12 protein-coding genes are annotated in these 16,791 nt (G+C 55.2%); 4 read left to right on the top strand and 8 right to left on the bottom strand.

The window, feature by feature from the left end; genetic code table 11:
* Nucleotides 1-251 precede the first annotated feature (251 nt).
* Nucleotides 252-2,252, top strand: a complete 2,001-nt coding sequence (locus tag KJI95_RS10320; protein ID WP_214507110.1) for a methyl-accepting chemotaxis protein — start codon at nucleotides 252-254, stop codon at nucleotides 2,250-2,252.
* Nucleotides 2,253-2,380: 128 nt separating this feature from the next.
* Here the strand turns inward: KJI95_RS10320 and KJI95_RS10315 are convergent, their stop codons facing one another.
* The 5 genes from KJI95_RS10315 to purL form a co-directional block, all read right to left on the bottom strand.
* Nucleotides 2,381-2,701, bottom strand: coding sequence for a TfoX/Sxy family protein (locus KJI95_RS10315; RefSeq protein ID WP_214507109.1), 321 nt, complete (start codon nucleotides 2,699-2,701; stop codon nucleotides 2,381-2,383).
* A gap of 79 nt (nucleotides 2,702-2,780) precedes the next feature.
* Nucleotides 2,781-2,894 (bottom strand): cytochrome bd-I oxidase subunit CydX, encoded by a 114-nt coding sequence (gene cydX / locus KJI95_RS10310; RefSeq protein ID WP_214507108.1) that lies wholly within the window; start codon nucleotides 2,892-2,894, stop codon nucleotides 2,781-2,783.
* Between the two features lie 12 nt (nucleotides 2,895-2,906).
* The gene (cydB, locus tag KJI95_RS10305) at nucleotides 2,907-4,046 is read right to left on the bottom strand and encodes a cytochrome d ubiquinol oxidase subunit II (RefSeq protein ID WP_214507107.1); all 1,140 of its coding nucleotides are present in this window, start codon (nucleotides 4,044-4,046) and stop codon (nucleotides 2,907-2,909) included.
* Between the two features lie 15 nt (nucleotides 4,047-4,061).
* Nucleotides 4,062-5,618 (bottom strand): cytochrome ubiquinol oxidase subunit I, encoded by a 1,557-nt coding sequence (locus KJI95_RS10300; protein ID WP_214507106.1) that lies wholly within the window; start codon nucleotides 5,616-5,618, stop codon nucleotides 4,062-4,064.
* A 1,184-nt stretch (nucleotides 5,619-6,802) separates the two neighbouring features.
* The gene (gene purL, locus KJI95_RS10295; RefSeq protein WP_214507234.1) at nucleotides 6,803-10,684 is read right to left on the bottom strand and encodes a phosphoribosylformylglycinamidine synthase; all 3,882 of its coding nucleotides are present in this window, start codon (nucleotides 10,682-10,684) and stop codon (nucleotides 6,803-6,805) included.
* 236 nt (nucleotides 10,685-10,920) lie between these two features.
* Between purL and mltF the strand changes: the two genes are divergently transcribed.
* Together mltF and KJI95_RS19600 are read left to right on the top strand one after the other, a co-directional pair.
* Entirely contained in the window at nucleotides 10,921-12,357 is a 1,437-nt protein-coding gene (gene mltF / locus KJI95_RS10290; protein WP_214507105.1) for a membrane-bound lytic murein transglycosylase MltF, read from the top strand.
* Between the two features lie 149 nt (nucleotides 12,358-12,506).
* Nucleotides 12,507-12,629: a hypothetical protein gene (locus KJI95_RS19600; protein ID WP_284730700.1), complete on the top strand. Its 123-nt coding sequence runs from the start codon at nucleotides 12,507-12,509 to the stop codon at nucleotides 12,627-12,629.
* Between the two features lie 315 nt (nucleotides 12,630-12,944).
* Here KJI95_RS19600 and tadA read toward each other — a convergent pair whose 3' ends face one another.
* Nucleotides 12,945-13,451, bottom strand: coding sequence for a tRNA adenosine(34) deaminase TadA (gene tadA, locus KJI95_RS10285; protein ID WP_432653795.1), 507 nt, complete (start codon nucleotides 13,449-13,451; stop codon nucleotides 12,945-12,947).
* A gap of 116 nt (nucleotides 13,452-13,567) precedes the next feature.
* Here tadA and KJI95_RS10280 point away from each other — a divergent pair, with 116 nt between their 5' ends.
* Nucleotides 13,568-14,431, top strand: coding sequence for a GGDEF domain-containing protein (locus tag KJI95_RS10280; protein WP_214507103.1), 864 nt, complete (start codon nucleotides 13,568-13,570; stop codon nucleotides 14,429-14,431).
* Nucleotides 14,432-14,524: 93 nt separating this feature from the next.
* Here KJI95_RS10280 and KJI95_RS10275 read toward each other — a convergent pair whose 3' ends face one another.
* Together KJI95_RS10275 and guaA are read right to left on the bottom strand one after the other, a co-directional pair.
* Complete coding sequence (locus KJI95_RS10275) at nucleotides 14,525-14,905, bottom strand: VOC family protein (protein ID WP_214507102.1); 381 nt, start codon at nucleotides 14,903-14,905, stop codon at nucleotides 14,525-14,527.
* Nucleotides 14,906-15,154: 249 nt separating this feature from the next.
* Complete coding sequence (guaA, locus tag KJI95_RS10270; protein ID WP_214507101.1) at nucleotides 15,155-16,732, bottom strand: glutamine-hydrolyzing GMP synthase; 1,578 nt, start codon at nucleotides 16,730-16,732, stop codon at nucleotides 15,155-15,157.
* Nucleotides 16,733-16,791: the final 59 nt, after the last annotated feature.

Raw genomic sequence — 16,791 nt, 5'->3', positions numbered from 1 at the left:
TTTGTCTCTTTTAAAGCGCGAGACGTTAAGTAACAAGTGCAGACTTCAACGCACTGACTTTGAGCGCTCACACAGGCCGCACCGCCCACACAAGCCACGCCGCCAATATCCACTTGCCCATCCCGGCTGTGACCACAGCTCCGACATCCTTCAGAACATTAACAAAAAAGACAAATTCCGATTCAGGTCAATATTTGGGTCACTCAACTCGGCTAAAGTGGCAAAACCCTACAGGACCCTAAGGAAAAACAATGAACTACAAAGAGTGGCCCCTGGCAAAACAGATAGGCGTGCTGGCAACCGCACTTACCCTGACAGTGTTTTCGGTAATGGGATACATCGCCTACAGCAGTGCCTCCCACGCCCTGCAAACCAAGGGCGTAGAAGCCATGGTGGCAAAATCCGAAGCCGTGGCCGACATGCTGACGCTGCAATATCAAAGCCTCACCGCGCTGGCGCGGCGCAATGCTGATGTGCTGCGGGAAATGTACCCGGGCAACTTTTACAAACCCGGCCGTACTGTGCGGGTGCTGGATAAAGACACGCCGGTGCTGATGCACGACAAAGAGCAAATCAACAGCACCAAGAGCAAGGTCGACCGCTTTGCTAACCTCACCGGTGGCACCGCCACCGTGTTTGTGCGTGAAGGGAATGACTTTCTGCGTATTGCCACCTCGCTCAAAAAAGCCGACGGCAGTCGCGCCCTTGGCACCTTGCTGGGCGAGTCCCATCCCGCCTATCAAAACCTGATGGCCGGCGGCGAATATGAAGGCTACGCCAAACTCTTTGGCCGGGATTACATGACGGTTTACCGCGCGATGAAAGATGAGAGCGGCGACGTGGTGGCTGTGCTCTACATCGGCTTTGATATCAGCGACTCACTTGCTGAGCTTAAAGCCGCTGTCTCACGGCTTACCGTAGAGCAAAGCGGCCACTTTATGCTGCTTAACGCCAAAGACGAAGTAGTGTTCGCCGATGGCGTTGCCGAAGGCGCGCCGCTCAGCGCCGATATGCTTTATGGTCTTAGCCCCAACGCCCTGCCTGCCAGCGGAGAAAGCCTCGAGTTTCGCGATGAAACCGGCGCCGACCGCCATGTGAGCCTGCATTCGGTACCGGGCTGGAACTGGCGTCTGGTGGGCAAGGTGCCGAGCGGTGAGCTGCATCAGGACAGTATCCGGCTATTAAAAATCAATGCCATACTGTCGATTGCCGGGATCCTTGTCATCACAGTGTGCCTGTCGTGGGTGCTGCTTAAGGCGCTTAAACCCCTCAGTGAACTCAGAACCCAGCTTGAAGGCCTTGGCCGCGGCGAGCTGGATCAACGCTGGCAGCCAAGCCCCACCGGCTCAGACAACGAAGTGCACCATATCCGCAGCGCTGTTATCGCCATGGCAACCAATCTTGGTGCCCTCATCGCGTCGCTCAAATCATCGGTGCAAACCTTAGGCAACATGGCCGCTGCCTCGCGGGAAATCGCCCATCAAAATGGCGAAGAAGCAGCGGCGCTGATGAACCAGACCGACCAGATAGCCACGGCCATTGAAGAGATGTCGACCTCCATTCGCGATGTGGCGAGCCACGCCGCCGATGGCGCCGGCCAGAGCCAGAAAGTCGATGAAGCCGCCCGGGGTGGCCAGCGCCAACTGGCCAATATGGTGTCGGATTTAACTGTGCTGAGCGAACGCCTTGCTGCAAGCCACGATGCAGTTGAAGAAGTGGCCCGCGACAGCGAAGCCATCAGTCAGGTCACCGAGGTCATCAACAGCATTGCCGAGCAAACCAATCTGCTGGCGCTGAACGCCGCCATCGAAGCCGCCCGCGCCGGTGAGCAGGGCCGCGGTTTTGCTGTGGTCGCCGATGAAGTGCGCACTTTGGCAAGCCGCACCCAGGCATCGATTGCCCAAATTGGCGCGACCATCACCAATCTGCAGCAAAAAATCCGCGCCACCGCAAGCCAGATGAATGATGCCCATGAGCTCGGTCAATCCTGTGCCGCCCAGGGGCTGACCACAGGCGAAGAGCTTGCGGCCATCACAAGGCGTATCGGCGACATGGCCACAGTGTCGGCCAGCATCGCCAGTGCCACCCACCAGCAAAGCACGGTGGCCGACGACATCACCCACAACCTGCACCGCATCAGTGAGCTTGCCCGTGAAGGCGAAAGCCGCGCCAATGAAACAGTTGCCAGTGCCGATACCCTCGGCAAACTGGCGCGGGAACTGCGCCAGCAGGTCGAGGTGTTCAAAACCTAACCCTGCCCTTCAAACAGACAGGCCGCCCTCGGGCGGCTTTTTTATGTGTAAACCTTTAAAGGGGGTTGCGAAGTGTTTACTGTGAGTCACCCTGAGGTGCGTCATTGCCTGGACTTAATTGCCTGGACTTAATTGCTGCCGGGTTTCTGCTTAACGGCTGCGTCATGGGCAAGCGCCGCATCCCACAGGAGCACGAGCTCACCTCGTCGCTCCCGCTTCACCTGCTGCCAGTGACAACCGGCCAGCGCCCCTTCAAGGGCATAAAGTATGTTAAGGCTCACCGGCAATCCGGCGCGCTTAAGACGCAGCATCACTTCGATACTGCCAATGGCGGCGACCTGCTCAAGCTCAGTAATACCAATCTTGGCCAGCCAGAGGGCTGACTTGGGGCCGAGATTAGCGGCGTCTTTGATGGCGGTCATGGGCGGAATAGCAATCAAAAAAATCATTAGAAACAGAGTACCAGCATAACCTGAAACCCAAAAAAACAAACCCCGCACCAGGCGGGGTTTGTTCTAAAACAGGCGCTTATTCGTCGTCTGACTTACGGTCCATGTTTTCGGTGTGCTCAAGCCACAGGGCATTGATAATCCCGAAAGAACAGGCCAAGAGTACGCCCAAAATCCAGGTGAAATACCACATAGCGACTCCTTATCAGTACAGTGAATGCTTGTTGTTGTCGATGAACTGACGGCTCAAACGACCATACATCTTGTAGTAAGTCCAGATGGTGTAAGAGAGCACAATCGGTACAAAGATAATGGCAGCCCAGGTCATCACGTTCAGAGTGATTTCACTCGCGGTAGCATCCCACATGGTCAGACTCACGCCCGGCTCCAGTGATGATGGCATCACGAACGGGAACATGGCCGCGCCGCAGGTGAGGATTACACCGGCAACCGCCAGCGAGCTGAACAGGAAGGCAAAGCCACTGCGGTTAAGGCGGCTGAACAGGATAACCAGAATTGGCATCGCCAGACCCAGCAGCGGGAACGCCATGGTCAGCGGATAGGTCTGGTAGTTTGCCATCCAGGCACCTGTGACCAGCTCAACTGTCTTACCCACCGGGTTAGACGCCGCATGGGTGTCGATGGCAGAAGTAATCACGTAACCATCGATACCATTGGCAACCCAGAAACCGGCGGCGGCAAACAGCACTACCAGCAGTGCTGCAAATGCCTGGGCGGCATTGGTGGCGCGAACGCGCAGCTCGCCTTCGGTCTTCATTTGCAGCCAGGTCGCGCCCTGCATCATAAACATGCTCACGCTGATAAGGCCGGCCAGCAGACCAAAGGGGTTCAGCAGACCAAACAGACCACCGTGGTACTTGGCACGCAGGAACTCGTCAAAGTTGAACGGTACGCCCTGCAGCAGGTTACCAAAGGCCACGCCGATAATCAGCGGCGGCACAAAGGAGCCCACAAACAGTGCCCAGTCCCATGACTTACGCCATTGTGGCGCTTCAATCTTGGAGCGATAGTCAAAGCCCACCGGACGCAAAAACAGCGCCAGCAGCACTATCACCATGGCCACATAGAAGCCCGAGAAGGACACGGCGTACACCATAGGCCAGGCGGCAAACAGCGCGCCACCGGCGGTGATAAGCCACACCTGGTTACCGTCCCAGTGGGGGGCTACGGTGTTAATCATCACCCGGCGATCGGTATCATCTTTGCCGATGATGGGCAGCAGCGCGCCCACACCCATGTCAAAACCGTCGGTGACAGCAAAGCCGATAAAGAGTACACCGACCAGCGCCCACCAGATAAAACGCAATACTTCATAGTCAAACATAGTCAGCTCCTTCCCTTAGGCTTCCTGCTTCTCGAAATGGTAGCGGCCGGTTTTAAGGCTGCTTGGACCAAGACGGGCATATTTGAACATCAGGAAAAGCTCAATCACCAGCAGCACTGAGTAGAACAGAGTGATGGAGATGATACTGAACCACAGGTCGCCGACAGTCAGGCTGGAAGCCGACATGTAAGTTGGCAGCACTTCAGAGATGGTCCATGGCTGACGACCATACTCGGCCACAAACCAACCACACTCAATGGCAATCCACGGCAGCGGCAGGCTGTAAAGCGCGGCCTTAAGAACCCACTTCTTCTCTTCGATGCGGTGACGGGTGCTTTGCCAGAAGGCGGCAGCAAACACGAACAGCATGATAACGCCAAGACCCACCATCACACGGAACGACCAGAACAGCGGCGCTACGTTCGGGATAGAATCCTTGGCAGCGGCCTTGATTTGCTCTTCGGTCGCATCCACCACTTTGTCGGTGTAAGGCTTAAGCAGCAGACCGTAACCCAGGTCCACCTTGGCTTCTTCGAAGGCGGCCTTAAGCTCTGGATCTTTGTTGCCGGCGCGCAGCTGCTCCAGCATGGCGTAGGCTTTCATACCGTTACGAATGCGCACTTCGTGCTCATCAATCAGATCGCGAAGACCTGTCACTTCCTCATCGAGCGAGCGGGTCGCAATGATGCCCATCGCATAAGGAATTTTGATAGCGCCGTCGGTGTGCATAGTTTCCTGATTCGGGAAACCCACCACGGTAAAGGCCGCTGGTGCAGGCTCGGTGTGCCATTCGGCTTCGACGGCGGCCAGTTTCACCCGCTGTACTTCACCTACCTTGTAGCCCGACTCGTCGCCAAGCACGATAACCGACAGAATTGACGCCATACCAAAGCTTGCCGCAATCGCAAACGAGCGGCGGGCAAACGGCAGGTCACGCTTCTTCAGGATGTAGTAAGCACTGATGGCCAGCACAAACATGGCACCGGCCACATAGCCAGAGGCCACAGTGTGAACAAACTTCACCTGCGCAACTGGGTTAAACACCACTTCGGCGAAGCTGGTCATTTCCATGCGCATGGTTTCGTAGTTGAACACGCTGCCCACCGGGTTTTGCATCCAGCCGTTGGCCACCAAAATCCACAGCGCCGACATGTTGGTGCCAAGCGCCATCAGCCAGGTCACGGTAAGGTGCTGGCGTTTGCTGAAGCGGTCCCAACCGAAGAAGAACATACCGACGAAGGTAGATTCGAGGAAGAAGGCCATCAAACCTTCAATCGCGAGCGGCGCACCAAAGATGTCGCCTACGTAGTGAGAATAGTAAGACCAGTTGGTACCAAACTGGAATTCCATCGCAAGGCCCGTGGTCACGCCAAGGGCAAAGTTAATCCCGAACAGCTTACCCCAGAACTTGGTCATGTCCTTGTAGATCTGCTTATCTGTCATCACATACAGCGATTCCATGATAGCCAGCAGAAAGGCCATGCCCAAGGTTAAGGGAACAAACAGGAAGTGATACATGGCCGTCAGTGCAAACTGCAGGCGCGATAGCTCAACAACCTCTTCAACAATCATCAGTGACTCCTTACTTGGTGCGTCCTGCCGCCCTTATCCGATCCCCATCGATAAGTGCGACAACCTTTGTAGGATAGTTAACATTTCGTTTTTTTCGCTTTGACCGGTATCCGGCAAGCGAAGCGCGTTTTTGACGTTCAGGCCAATCTTCCCTGCCCCTGGCTTAGATAATCGCAAATCTGTCGACTTGGATCACATCCTCGCAGCAGTATGTGATGACCACCCGGCGCCACCGGGTGGCAAACTTCCAAAAATATTGTTTATCAGCCAATTAGACTGCATTTTTCGGGAAATTCGGCAGGAAATTTATACCACCCGCTCTTGATGTAAATCAATCAAAGCGGGGGGAATAAGGCGGAATTGCTACCAAGCACACACTTTTAAGGCCGGCGTGATTGACACCCCACCCGCACTGCAATAGGCACGCTTGCAACGACTCAGAAAACCACACTTTTTGCCCAGTTAAATGCAATTTTCATCTCAAACCGAAAAAACCACCATCAGTTACAATTTTTAGATAAATTTTAATGCAATTAAACCACGCGACAATCAATGTATCGTATTGTTATAATTACTTTTTAAATAACACCACAAAAATTAAGATGCTTTATTGATTAGTTATTATAATCCAAAACTCAAGTTTAATTCGTTTGAAGCAAATAGTGTGGGTGGTTAGTATATGCACAACCAAGGAGACGGCCCCAGCAGAGAGACGGTAAGGGGCTTGGCTTCGCACCTTAAACCCTTAGCACCTAAACCTGAGTGGTTAACCTGTAATAGTGGAGATGTCCCATGAAGAATTTCATCACCCATGTGATCAAGGCTTACAAGCGCGTTTTTGTTGAGCTTTACACTGCCAAACCCCTGTAATGGCAGTCCGGCGACCGCGGTCGCCCGAGCAAGTTTCCCCTTGAAGTGTTTGATGTTTTGTTAGCGCAAAACGGCCCCGACCCGAAAGAGTCGGGGCATTTTTTTATGCCTGGACCCCAACGGCAAATCACGACCTTATATCCATTTAGAGGTATTATTTCTGCCGGATTGGCAAAAGCCACCCTTATTCAAAATCGCGCGGGCACGAACAAATTTTTCACCAAAGTATCAAGCTGTTAGCGTAATAAAAAAAGGAGCGATGATTATCGCTCCTTTTTTATACCAAGCCGTTAATGGCTCAGATGCGGCACCGATTAACCCAGTTTGACGCGGGCGTTACGGAACATGCGCATCCATGGGCTGTCCTCGCCCCAGTTGTCTGGGTGCCAGGAGTTGGCCACAGTGCGGAATACCCGCTCTGGGTGCGGCATCATAATGGTAACGCGGCCATCCAGAGTAGTGATACCGGTCAGGCCGTTTGGCGAGCCATTGGGGTTTTGTGGGTACTGGGTGGCGATATCGCCATGACCATTCACAAAACGCAGCGCCACAGTGCCAGTGGCTTCGGCGCGCGCCAAAGCGTCGGCATTGGCGAACTCGGCAAAACCTTCACCGTGTGACACGGCGATTGGCATGCGCGAGCCTTCCATACCAGAGAAGAACAGCGAGGGGCTCGACTGAACTTCTACCAGGCTGAAGCGGGCTTCAAAGCGCTCGGAGCGGTTACGCACGAAACGTGGCCAGTGCTCGGCACCGGGGATGATGTCTTTAAGGTTAGACATCATCTGACAGCCGTTGCACACACCGAGGGCGAAGCTGCTGTCGCGCTCGAAGAAGCGGCTGAACTCGTCGCGGGCACGCTGGTTAAAGAGGATGGACTTGGCCCAGCCCTCACCTGCGCCCAGCACGTCACCGTAAGAGAAACCACCACAGGCCACCAGGCCCTGGAACTCTTCGAGGCTGATGCGGCCAGAGAGGATGTCGGACATGTGCACGTCGCGGCTCTCAAAACCGGCTCTATCAAAGGCAGCTGCCATCTCCACGTGGGAGTTAACGCCCTGCTCGCGCAGAATCGCCATCTTGGGCGCGGCGCCCTTGAGGATATAAGGCGCTGCCACGTCTTCGCTTGGGTCGAAGCCAAGCTTCACGGTCAGACCAGGCTCATCGGCTTGCTGCTTAAGCTCAAACTCCTGACGGGCACACTCAGGGTTATCACGCAGCGCCTGCATACGGTAGGTGGTCTCGGACCACAGAGTGCGCAGGGCAACGCGGCTGTCTTTAAACACCAGACGCTCGCCATCGTGGATACGTACCTGACCATCACTGTTCAGTTTGGCAACGGCGTGTACGGCAAGACCAGCGGCTTCAAAAGCGCTGCGGACAGCCGCTTCATCGGCTTTACTTACCTGAATCACACCGCCGAGCTCTTCGTTGAAAAGACGCTCAAGGTCGGAGCCAGCAATACCGGCGAGATTAATATCCAGACCCGTGTTACCGGCAAAGGCCATTTCCACCAGAGTCGTGAACAGACCACCGTCACTCTTGTCGTGGTAAGCAATGACTTGCTTGGCGGCAACGAGCTTTTGCATGGTCTCGAAGAAACCACGCAGACTGGCGGCATTATCCAGATCCGGCGCCACATCACCCAGCTCACCAAACACCTGCGCCAGGCACGAACCACCGAGGCGGTTTTGACCATTGGCAAGGTCGATAAAGAGGATGCTGGTGTCACCCTTGTCGGAGCGCAGCTCTGGGGTCACAGTGTTACGCACATCATTCACCGCGCCGAAGGCGGAGATGATAAGACTCATCGGCGCAGTCACGGCTTTCTTCTCGCCATTCACTTCCCAGGCGGTCTTCATGGACATGGAGTCCTTGCCCACAGGGATGGTGAGTTCAAGCTCAGGACACAGCTCTTCGCCCACGGCTTTAACGGCTTCGTAGAGACCGGCGTCTTCACCCGGGTGACCGGCAGCGGCCATCCAGTTGGCAGAGAGCTTAATGCGCTTGAACGAGCCAATGTCGGCACCGGCGATGTTCATAATGGACTCGGCCACCGCCATACGGGCAGAAGCGCCAAAGTCCAGCAGCGCGAGCGGCGTGCGCTCACCCATGGACATGGCTTCACCGGCATAAGTATCAAAGGCTGCGGCGGTTACGGCGCAGTCGGCCACAGGCACCTGCCATGGGCCAACCAGCTGGTCGCGGGCCACAAGGCCTGTCACAGTGCGGTCACCGATGGTGATAAGGAAGGTCTTGTCGGCCACAGTAGGCAGCGACAATACGCGCTTAACGGCTTCACCAACGGCAATCTTGCTCTGGTCCAGCGCAGGGCTTTCGGCCTTTTTGCTTTCAACCAGGCGGCTCATCTTGGGCGGCTTGCCCAGCAGCACTTCCAGTGGCAGATCGATTGGGGTGTTGTCGAAATGGCTGTCGCTCAGGCTTAAGTGCGGCTCGGCAGTGGCTTCACCCACCACGGCAAACGGCGCGCGCTCACGCTGACAGATAGCCGCGAAGGTATCGAGATCTTCTGCGGCCACAGACAGCACATAGCGCTCCTGGGACTCGTTACACCAAATTTCCAGCGGGCTCATGCCGCGCTCGTCACACAGCACATTGCGCAGCTCGAAACGGCCGCCGCGATCGCCATCGTTTACCAGCTCAGGCAGGGCGTTGGACAAACCACCTGCACCCACGTCGTGGATAAACTGGATGGGGTTCTTGTCGCCCATCTGCCAGCAGCGGTCAATCACTTCCTGACAGCGACGCTCCATCTCAGGGTTGTCGCGCTGTACCGAGGCAAAATCCAGATCTTCGCTGGACTGACCGGAGGCCATGGAAGACGCCGCGCCGCCGCCAAGACCAATGTTCATCGCAGGGCCACCGAGCACAATCAGCTTGGCGCCAACGGTGATTTCACCTTTCTGCACATGGTCTTCGCGGATGTTACCTATACCACCGGCCAGCATAATCGGCTTGTGATAGCCACGCACTTCTACGCCGTTGTGGCTTGATACTTCCTGCTCGTAGGTACGGAAGTAACCGAGTAGCGCCGGACGGCCAAACTCGTTGTTGAACGCAGCGCCGCCGAGCGGGCCTTCGGTCATGATATCCAGCGCAGTCACGATACGGTCTGGCTTACCGTAGTTACCTTCCCAAGGCTGCACAAAGCCCGGGATCTTGAGGTTAGATACGCTGAAGCCGGTCAAACCCGCCTTTGGCTTGGCACCGCGGCCGGTGGCGCCTTCGTCACGGATTTCACCACCGGAGCCGGTAGCGGCACCAGGGTATGGGCTGATAGCAGTTGGGTGGTTGTGGGTTTCCACCTTCATCAGGATATGGATAGGCTCCTGATGGTAGTTGTACACACCGTCTGCATCCGGGAAGAAGCGGCCAGCCTCGGTACCCACCATCACGGCGGCGTTATCCTTATAGGCAGACAGCACATTGTCCGGGGTCTTCTCGAAGGTGTTTTTGATCATCTTGAACAGCGATTTTGGCTGCTCTGCGCCGTCGATGGTCCAATCGGCGTTGAAAATCTTGTGACGACAGTGCTCAGAGTTTGCCTGGGCAAACATCATCAGCTCGATGTCGTTGGGGTTGCGGCCAAGACGGGTGAAGTTGTCGACCAGATAGTCGATTTCATCTTCCGCCAGTGCCAGACCCATGTTGCGGTTAGCCAGTTCCAGCGCCGCACGGCCTTCGCCAAGGATGTTAACGCTGGTAAACGGCTTAGGCTCGGTATGGGAAAAAAGTACGGCGGCATCGTCAAAGGCTGCCAGTACCACTTCCACCATGCGGTCATGAATGAGCGCTTTAAGCTCCTTCAGCTGGGCATCGCTTAAGGCATCGGCCTCAACGTAGTAGGCAATACCACGCTCCAGACGCTTGATTTTCTCAAGGCCACAGTTGTGAGCGATGTCGGTAGCTTTGGAGGACCAGGGGGAGATGGTGCCGGGACGGGGAGTAACAAACAGGAGGGTGCCGGTTGGGGCATGAGCTTCAATGGCAGGACCGTAGGTCAAAATCTTGCCGAGTCTCTCATGCTCGGTCGCGTCTAGCGCCTCGTTCAAGTCTGCCAAATGAACAAATTCGGCATAGATTTGGCGTACAGGAAGTGCTGCATTTTCACAGGCTTCCATCAGCTTTTGCACTCTAAACGCCGAGAGTGCAGGAGCGCCACGGATGATCTCCATCACGTCAATTCACCTTACTTTTTATAATTACAGGGTCAGAGGTGGCGCTATTATAGGGAAATACGCCCCGTAAATCACCTGCCAAGCCGATTCAAAACAGTGTTTCCTGTGATATAACAGGCCAAGATTGACAAGGATTAACCTTCCGTTCAGCAAAGTAACGAAAGTTATGGTGTAGAATAGGGCGGCTTCTGGCAGCAGATGTCGCGAAAAATAGGTTTAATGCGTTGATTATATTGAGAAGAATTTGGATTTTGCTCACCGTACTCATGGTGCTGACAGCCTGTCAGCGGCCAGAGGTTACGCTGGGTGAGCCCCAGGTTCGCCCCGAATCGGAAACGCTGCGGGTTGGCACTCTTTATGGTCCGCAAACCTACATGAGCACAGGTCAGGGCCTGTCAGGCTTCGATTATGAGCTGGCGCAGCGCTTTGCCGATTACCTCGGTAAGCCACTGGAAATGCAGCCTTACAGCAGCCGCAGCGAACTTTATTATGCCCTCGCCAAGGGCGATATCGACATCATTGCCGCCGGCATGACCGAAAGCCCCAATCGCCGTAACCGTTTCCGCCTTGGACCTCAGCTGTACCGGGTCAATCAGGTAGTGGTGTACAAAGAAGGCACCAAACCGCCCGAGTCGGTAGAGCAATTGTCCGGCAAACTCACAGTCGTGGCCGATTCGGCCTTCGTTGAGACCCTGACCCGGCTTTCACAAACCAACCCCAATCTGGTGTGGGAACAAACGGCAGAAAAAGACAACGACGAACTGCTTGCCATGATAGACAGCGGCGAGCTGACCTATACCCTCGCCCAGTCAAGCTCGCTGGACATTAATCGCCGCTATATGCCTGAGCTGCGTGCCGGTATGGTGCTGGAAGAAAAAGTGCCAGTCGTATGGCTGCTTGCCCCTACGGGTACCGATGCCCTGATGAGCTCACTGCTGAGTTTCTGGCACATTGAAATGCGCTCAGGCACCTTAGCCACGCTCAATGAAAAGTATTTCGGCCACGTTAAGCGCTTTGACTATGTCGATACCCGCGCCTTTATCCGCGCCATCGATGCCAAGCTGCCGCGCTACCGGCCCTTGTTTGAGCAGTACGCCGGCGAGCTCGACTGGCGCAAACTTGCCGCCGCCAGCTATCAGGAATCCCACTGGAACCCCAATGCGGTGTCTCCCACCGGGGTGCGCGGCATGATGATGCTGACCAATGCCACGGCGGCATCCCTTGGCGTAACCAACCGCCTCGATCCGCGCCAAAGCATCAAAGGCGGCGCCAAGTATTTGAAAGACTTGATAGATAAGCTGCCCGAGTCGATTCCGGACAATCAGCGCATGTGGTTTGCGCTCGCGGCCTACAACATAGGCATCGCTCACCTTGAGGATGCGCGCAAACTCGCCGAAGCTCAGGGCCTCGACCCAAGCGCCTGGCAGGATGTGAAAAAGGTGCTGCCACTCCTGCAAAAGCGCAAATACTACCAGAAGACCCGCTATGGCTACGCCCGTGGCGGTGAAGCCGTGCATTACGTTGACTCAATCCGCCGCTACTACGACACCCTGGTGTGGCTCGATAACCAGAGCAAGCCCAAAGACGGTGAAAATCCAACGTCAGTGCCAGAGCAGCAGACTGTCTCCACCGCCGCCGTCAACGCCAAGAGCGCACAGCCACCCAAATAATCCGGATTTCAACCTAACGCGCTCAGTTTTTCGCCACAGGAAAACTGACTGTGATCTCAAGCTATTGCCAGCGAAGTGCCGCACTGCTAAGGTGCAAAAGACAAGAAAAATTGGCCAACAGGACCAATCAGCAAAACAAGGGGCCTTACATGAAAAGACGTTCCATCAATAACAATGCCGCAGCAAGACGCCGCACCCAGGTAAAATTCCGCCACGCCCGCATGCTGCGCCGTCAAAAGCTGTTCTTCAATCAGGCGCAGACCGAAATCTGACGCCATCTTAATTCAGGCACGCTGCAGAGCGGCTTAGCTTCCTACTTCTCACAACGCATCTAAGCACCCTTCTATGCGCGCAGCTGAGCATGTCACCTTACTGCTAACCACCAAGGCAGCAGTGTCGCTCATACAGCAACGAATACAGCAAGGTGCAGCGCCGCTCTGCCTTATCCTGCCGCCAACCAAACAATCCAAAACCCCGCAGATAGCGCGCGTCTACAGCGGCCAATGGGGCTACTGCTGATGTCATTTACGATATTGTTTCAGGTATTGTTCGCGGGAGACTAATGGCACAGCCAATAGCGCGTGGGACTATTCCGGACTGCCTTCGCGGGCTTTTTGCTTCAGCGCCTTTTGTTCATGGCGGCGACGGCGAAAAAAGGCACTCAGCATGGATGAACACTCCTCGGCGAGTATGCCCTGCACCACCTCAATCTGGTGATTGAACGCCGGATGCTGCACCAGATTAACCACAGTACCGGCGGCGCCGGTTTTCTCATCACAGGCACCAAACACCAAGCGGCTGATGCGGCTGTGCACCATGGCGCCGGCGCACATGGCACAGGGCTCAAGCGTTACATACAAGGTGGTGTCCAGCAGGCGGTAGTTATCAAGCGCACGGCCAGCCTCGCGCAGACACTGCATTTCCGCGTGGGCGCTCGGGTCATTCAAGCCGATGTTGTGGTTAAAGCCCCGGGCAATGATTTCACCGTCTTTTACCAGCACAGCGCCCACAGGCACCTCGCCCCTCGCCTCGGCTTCTTTTGCCGCCTCAAGGGCCTGTAACATAAAAAATTTATCCAGCTCAGCCTGTTGCAACTTAATGTGTTCCTCTGTGCGATGACGGCAAAGTATAACCGCCCACGGCGGCTGCTGGCAAAAATCCCGACGTGGCAACTACACTTAAGTCAAACCCCGGCAGGGACCTCTTGCTTATGCCTCATTTTCGGTGGCTTAAAGACCACCCTATCCAGTTTGCTGTAGTGCTGCTGTCGCTGGTGATGGCGATTTTTGTTCTCAATTATTATGAATGGCGCACCACGCGCCAATATGACGAGCTGACCCTCGAATTTCTGATGGTTTGCTTTTGGCTGTTTCTGATGTTCGCCTGCTCTCTTGCAAGCCACCTTGGCAATATCTACACCCTGCTGCTCGTTGGCACCTCACTCTCCTTTATCGGCAGCTTGCTCGATTGGTGTGACGAGCTGGTGCTCTTTACCTCACTCAATACGGTGGAAGATATTACCCAATCAACCGGGCTAATTGTGGCTGGTTTAGGGTTATGGCGGCTCCTTAAATACCTGCATCACCAGCAGCAGCACCTTAAGAAACTGGCGGCGACCGATCCACTCACCGGCGCGCTTAACCGCCGCTCTTTCAACCGTACCATTGATGGCAGCCGCGGCGTATTTGCTCTGGTGGATGTGGATCACTTCAAAAGCATCAACGACAGCTTGGGCCACGACGCCGGTGATTATGTGTTGGTCGAACTGTCAAAATTGATAGCAACCCAGATCCGAACTGACGATCAGTTCTTTCGCTGGGGCGGGGAAGAGTTTTTATTGGAATTCAACGGTACTGGCGTAGACGAAGCCTATAAGCGTATGGACAGCTTGCGCGCTCTGGTGGCGCAAAGCGACTTTAGCTTTAACGGCCGCAGCATACATCTGACCATCAGCGCAGGGCTTGCAGACATTCCCCGCGAGCAAGGCGGAATAGAGCGCGCCATCAAGGCCGCCGATGAAGCGTTGTACCGCGCCAAGGAAGCCGGCCGTAATCGGATTGAAATGGCGGCGTAAACACAGCGTTATTCTGTGCCTTTAAGGAGTTGATTCTGAAAATTTTACCCATCAAGCATGGCAGCTTGGGTTAAAGCGGTATGCCTATTTAAGTTAATCAACCACGGCCATCCCCGGTGGGTAATAGGTAACTTCAAAGCGCACCCCGTCAGGGTCTTTCATAAACAAGGCGATGGCACCACCGAGGTTTTGCACCTCAGGTACCTCAAATCCCGCCTCCGCCATCGCGGCACGCACCCCATAAACCTGATCAGGCGATGACGCGCCAAAGCCCAGGTGATTCATACCGGCACCGTAACGCTCGTAGGCAGAGGTACCGGCTTTTGCCTGCAAAAACTGAAAGAAAAAGCCCTCGCCATCCGTCCATACGTGGTTTTTCTTTTTTGAAAAGCCGAGCAAAGGCAGTAATTGCTCGTAGTAAGGCATGCTGAGTTCCAGCGATGTAACCAAAAGCGTAATGTGGTCAAGCTTCATAAGCGAACTCTTCCCTGTTTCAAAAATCCAGACTTGTTTCAAAATCCGGGCCAGTGCTAAGCCGTAATAGCTAAGCCCAGAGCAGTTCCAAGCCAATAGCTGAGCGTAAGTTGTTCATTCAACTCTTGCGCCACTGGCTTTGCAAGCCCACCACGTCCGTTTAATTTGTTACCGGCGTTTTCCGAAAAACAAATACAAAAAAGGCGCCGAAGCGCCTTTTTATTGGGTTAGCCCTGTTAAGCCTCAGGCTTATTCCCACTCGATGGTTGCTGGTGGCTTACCGGAGATGTCGTACACCACGCGGGAAATGCCGTCGACTTCGTTGATGATGCGGTTGGAGACGCGGCCAAGGAAATCGTATGGCAGGTGCGCCCAGTGTGCAGTCATAAAGTCGATGGTTTCAACGGCGCGCAGCGACACAACCCAGTCGTACTTACGGCCATCGCCCATCACGCCCACACTGCGAACCGGCAGGAACACAGTAAACGCCTGGCTGACCTTGTTGTACAGATCGGCGCGGTGCAGCTCTTCGATGAAGATGGCATCGGCGCGGCGCAGCAAATCACAGTATTCTTTCTTCACTTCGCCAAGTACACGCACGCCAAGACCTGGGCCTGGGAATGGGTGGCGATAGAGCATGTCGTAAGGCAGGCCGAGTTCCAGACCAATCTTACGCACTTCGTCTTTGAAGAGTTCACGCAGCGGCTCAACCAAGTCCAGCTCCATGTCTTCCGGCAGACCGCCCACGTTGTGGTGTGACTTGATCACATGGGCCTTGCCGGTGGCGCTGCCTGCTGATTCAATCACGTCCGGGTAGATGGTGCCCTGGGCCAGCCACTTGGCATTAACGCACTTGGAGGCTTCTTCGTCGAAGATTTCCACGAATACGCGGCCGATGATCTTACGCTTGGCTTCCGGATCGTTTTCGCCTTTGAGGGCGTCGAGGAAGCGGTTTTCGGCGTCAACGTGCACAATGTTGAGACCAAAATGGTCGCCGAACATGTCCATCACCTGCTTGGCTTCATTTAGGCGCAGCAGGCCGTTGTCAACGAATACGCAGGTCAGGCGCTTGCCGATGGCGCGGTGCAGCAGCATGGCTGTCACGGATGAATCCACACCGCCGGAGAGGCCGAGAATGACTTCATCGTCGCCAACCTGAGCCTTGATGCGCTCAACCGCGTCTTCGATGATGGAGGCTGGCTGCCACTTGGCATCACAACCACACACGTCGAGCACGAAATGCTCCAGCATACGCTTGCCCTGACGGGTGTGAGTCACTTCAGGGTGGAACTGCACGCCGTAGAATTTCTTCTCTTCGTTGGCCATCACGGCAAACGGGCAGGTCTCGGTCTTGGCAACGGCCACAAAGCCTTCAGGGATCTCAGACACCTTGTCACCGTGGCTCATCCACACGTCCAAAAGTGGCTTGCCGGCGTCGGAAATGCCGTCTTCGATGTGACGCAAGAGCGCACTGTCGGTCAGCACTTCAACCTGAGCATAACCGAACTCACGCTCGCCAACGCCCTGGATAACCTTGCCACCGAGCTGCTCGCTCATGGTCTGCATGCCGTAGCAAATACCCAGCACAGGCACACCGGCGTTGAACACGTATTCAGGGGCGCGTGGGGAGTTGGCTTCGGTCACTGACTCGGGGCCACCGGCCAGTACGATACCGTTGGGGGCAAAGCCTTTGATTTGCTCTTCAGACACATCCCAGGCCCAGAGTTCGCAGTACACGCCGATTTCGCGGATACGGCGGGCAATCAGCTGGGTGTACTGAGAGCCGAAGTCCAGGATCAGAATCTTGTGCTCATGAATGTTGCTCATGGAAAACCTTTATCTCATTGGTTTCTAGGGTGGCGGGCGCTTTATGCCTGCCATCAGGT

This window comes from Shewanella jiangmenensis, from assembly GCF_018596335.1.
GTDB lineage: Bacteria > Pseudomonadota > Gammaproteobacteria > Enterobacterales > Shewanellaceae > Shewanella > Shewanella jiangmenensis.
The sequence above is the reverse complement of the archived record's forward strand: the minus strand, read 5'-3'. Positions and strand labels throughout refer to the sequence as shown.

Excerpts from the sequence above, each read along its gene's own strand:
- KJI95_RS19600 (WP_284730700.1), top strand. The coding sequence starts at position 12,507 with ATGAAAAGACGTTCCATCAATAACAATGCCGCAGCAAGACGCCGCACC.
- cydX (WP_214507108.1), bottom strand. The coding sequence starts at position 2,894 with ATGTGGTATTTCACCTGGATTTTGGGCGTACTCTTGGCCTGTTCTTTC.
- guaA (WP_214507101.1), bottom strand. The coding sequence starts at position 16,732 with ATGAGCAACATTCATGAGCACAAGATTCTGATCCTGGACTTCGGCTCT.
- KJI95_RS10315 (WP_214507109.1), bottom strand. The coding sequence starts at position 2,701 with ATGATTTTTTTGATTGCTATTCCGCCCATGACCGCCATCAAAGACGCC.
- cydB (WP_214507107.1), bottom strand. The coding sequence starts at position 4,046 with ATGTTTGACTATGAAGTATTGCGTTTTATCTGGTGGGCGCTGGTCGGT.
- KJI95_RS10300 (WP_214507106.1), bottom strand. The coding sequence starts at position 5,618 with ATGATTGTTGAAGAGGTTGTTGAGCTATCGCGCCTGCAGTTTGCACTG.
- KJI95_RS10275 (WP_214507102.1), bottom strand. The coding sequence starts at position 14,905 with ATGAAGCTTGACCACATTACGCTTTTGGTTACATCGCTGGAACTCAGC.
- KJI95_RS10280 (WP_214507103.1), top strand. The coding sequence starts at position 13,568 with ATGCCTCATTTTCGGTGGCTTAAAGACCACCCTATCCAGTTTGCTGTA.
- purL (WP_214507234.1), bottom strand. The coding sequence starts at position 10,684 with ATGGAGATCATCCGTGGCGCTCCTGCACTCTCGGCGTTTAGAGTGCAA.
- KJI95_RS10320 (WP_214507110.1), top strand. The coding sequence starts at position 252 with ATGAACTACAAAGAGTGGCCCCTGGCAAAACAGATAGGCGTGCTGGCA.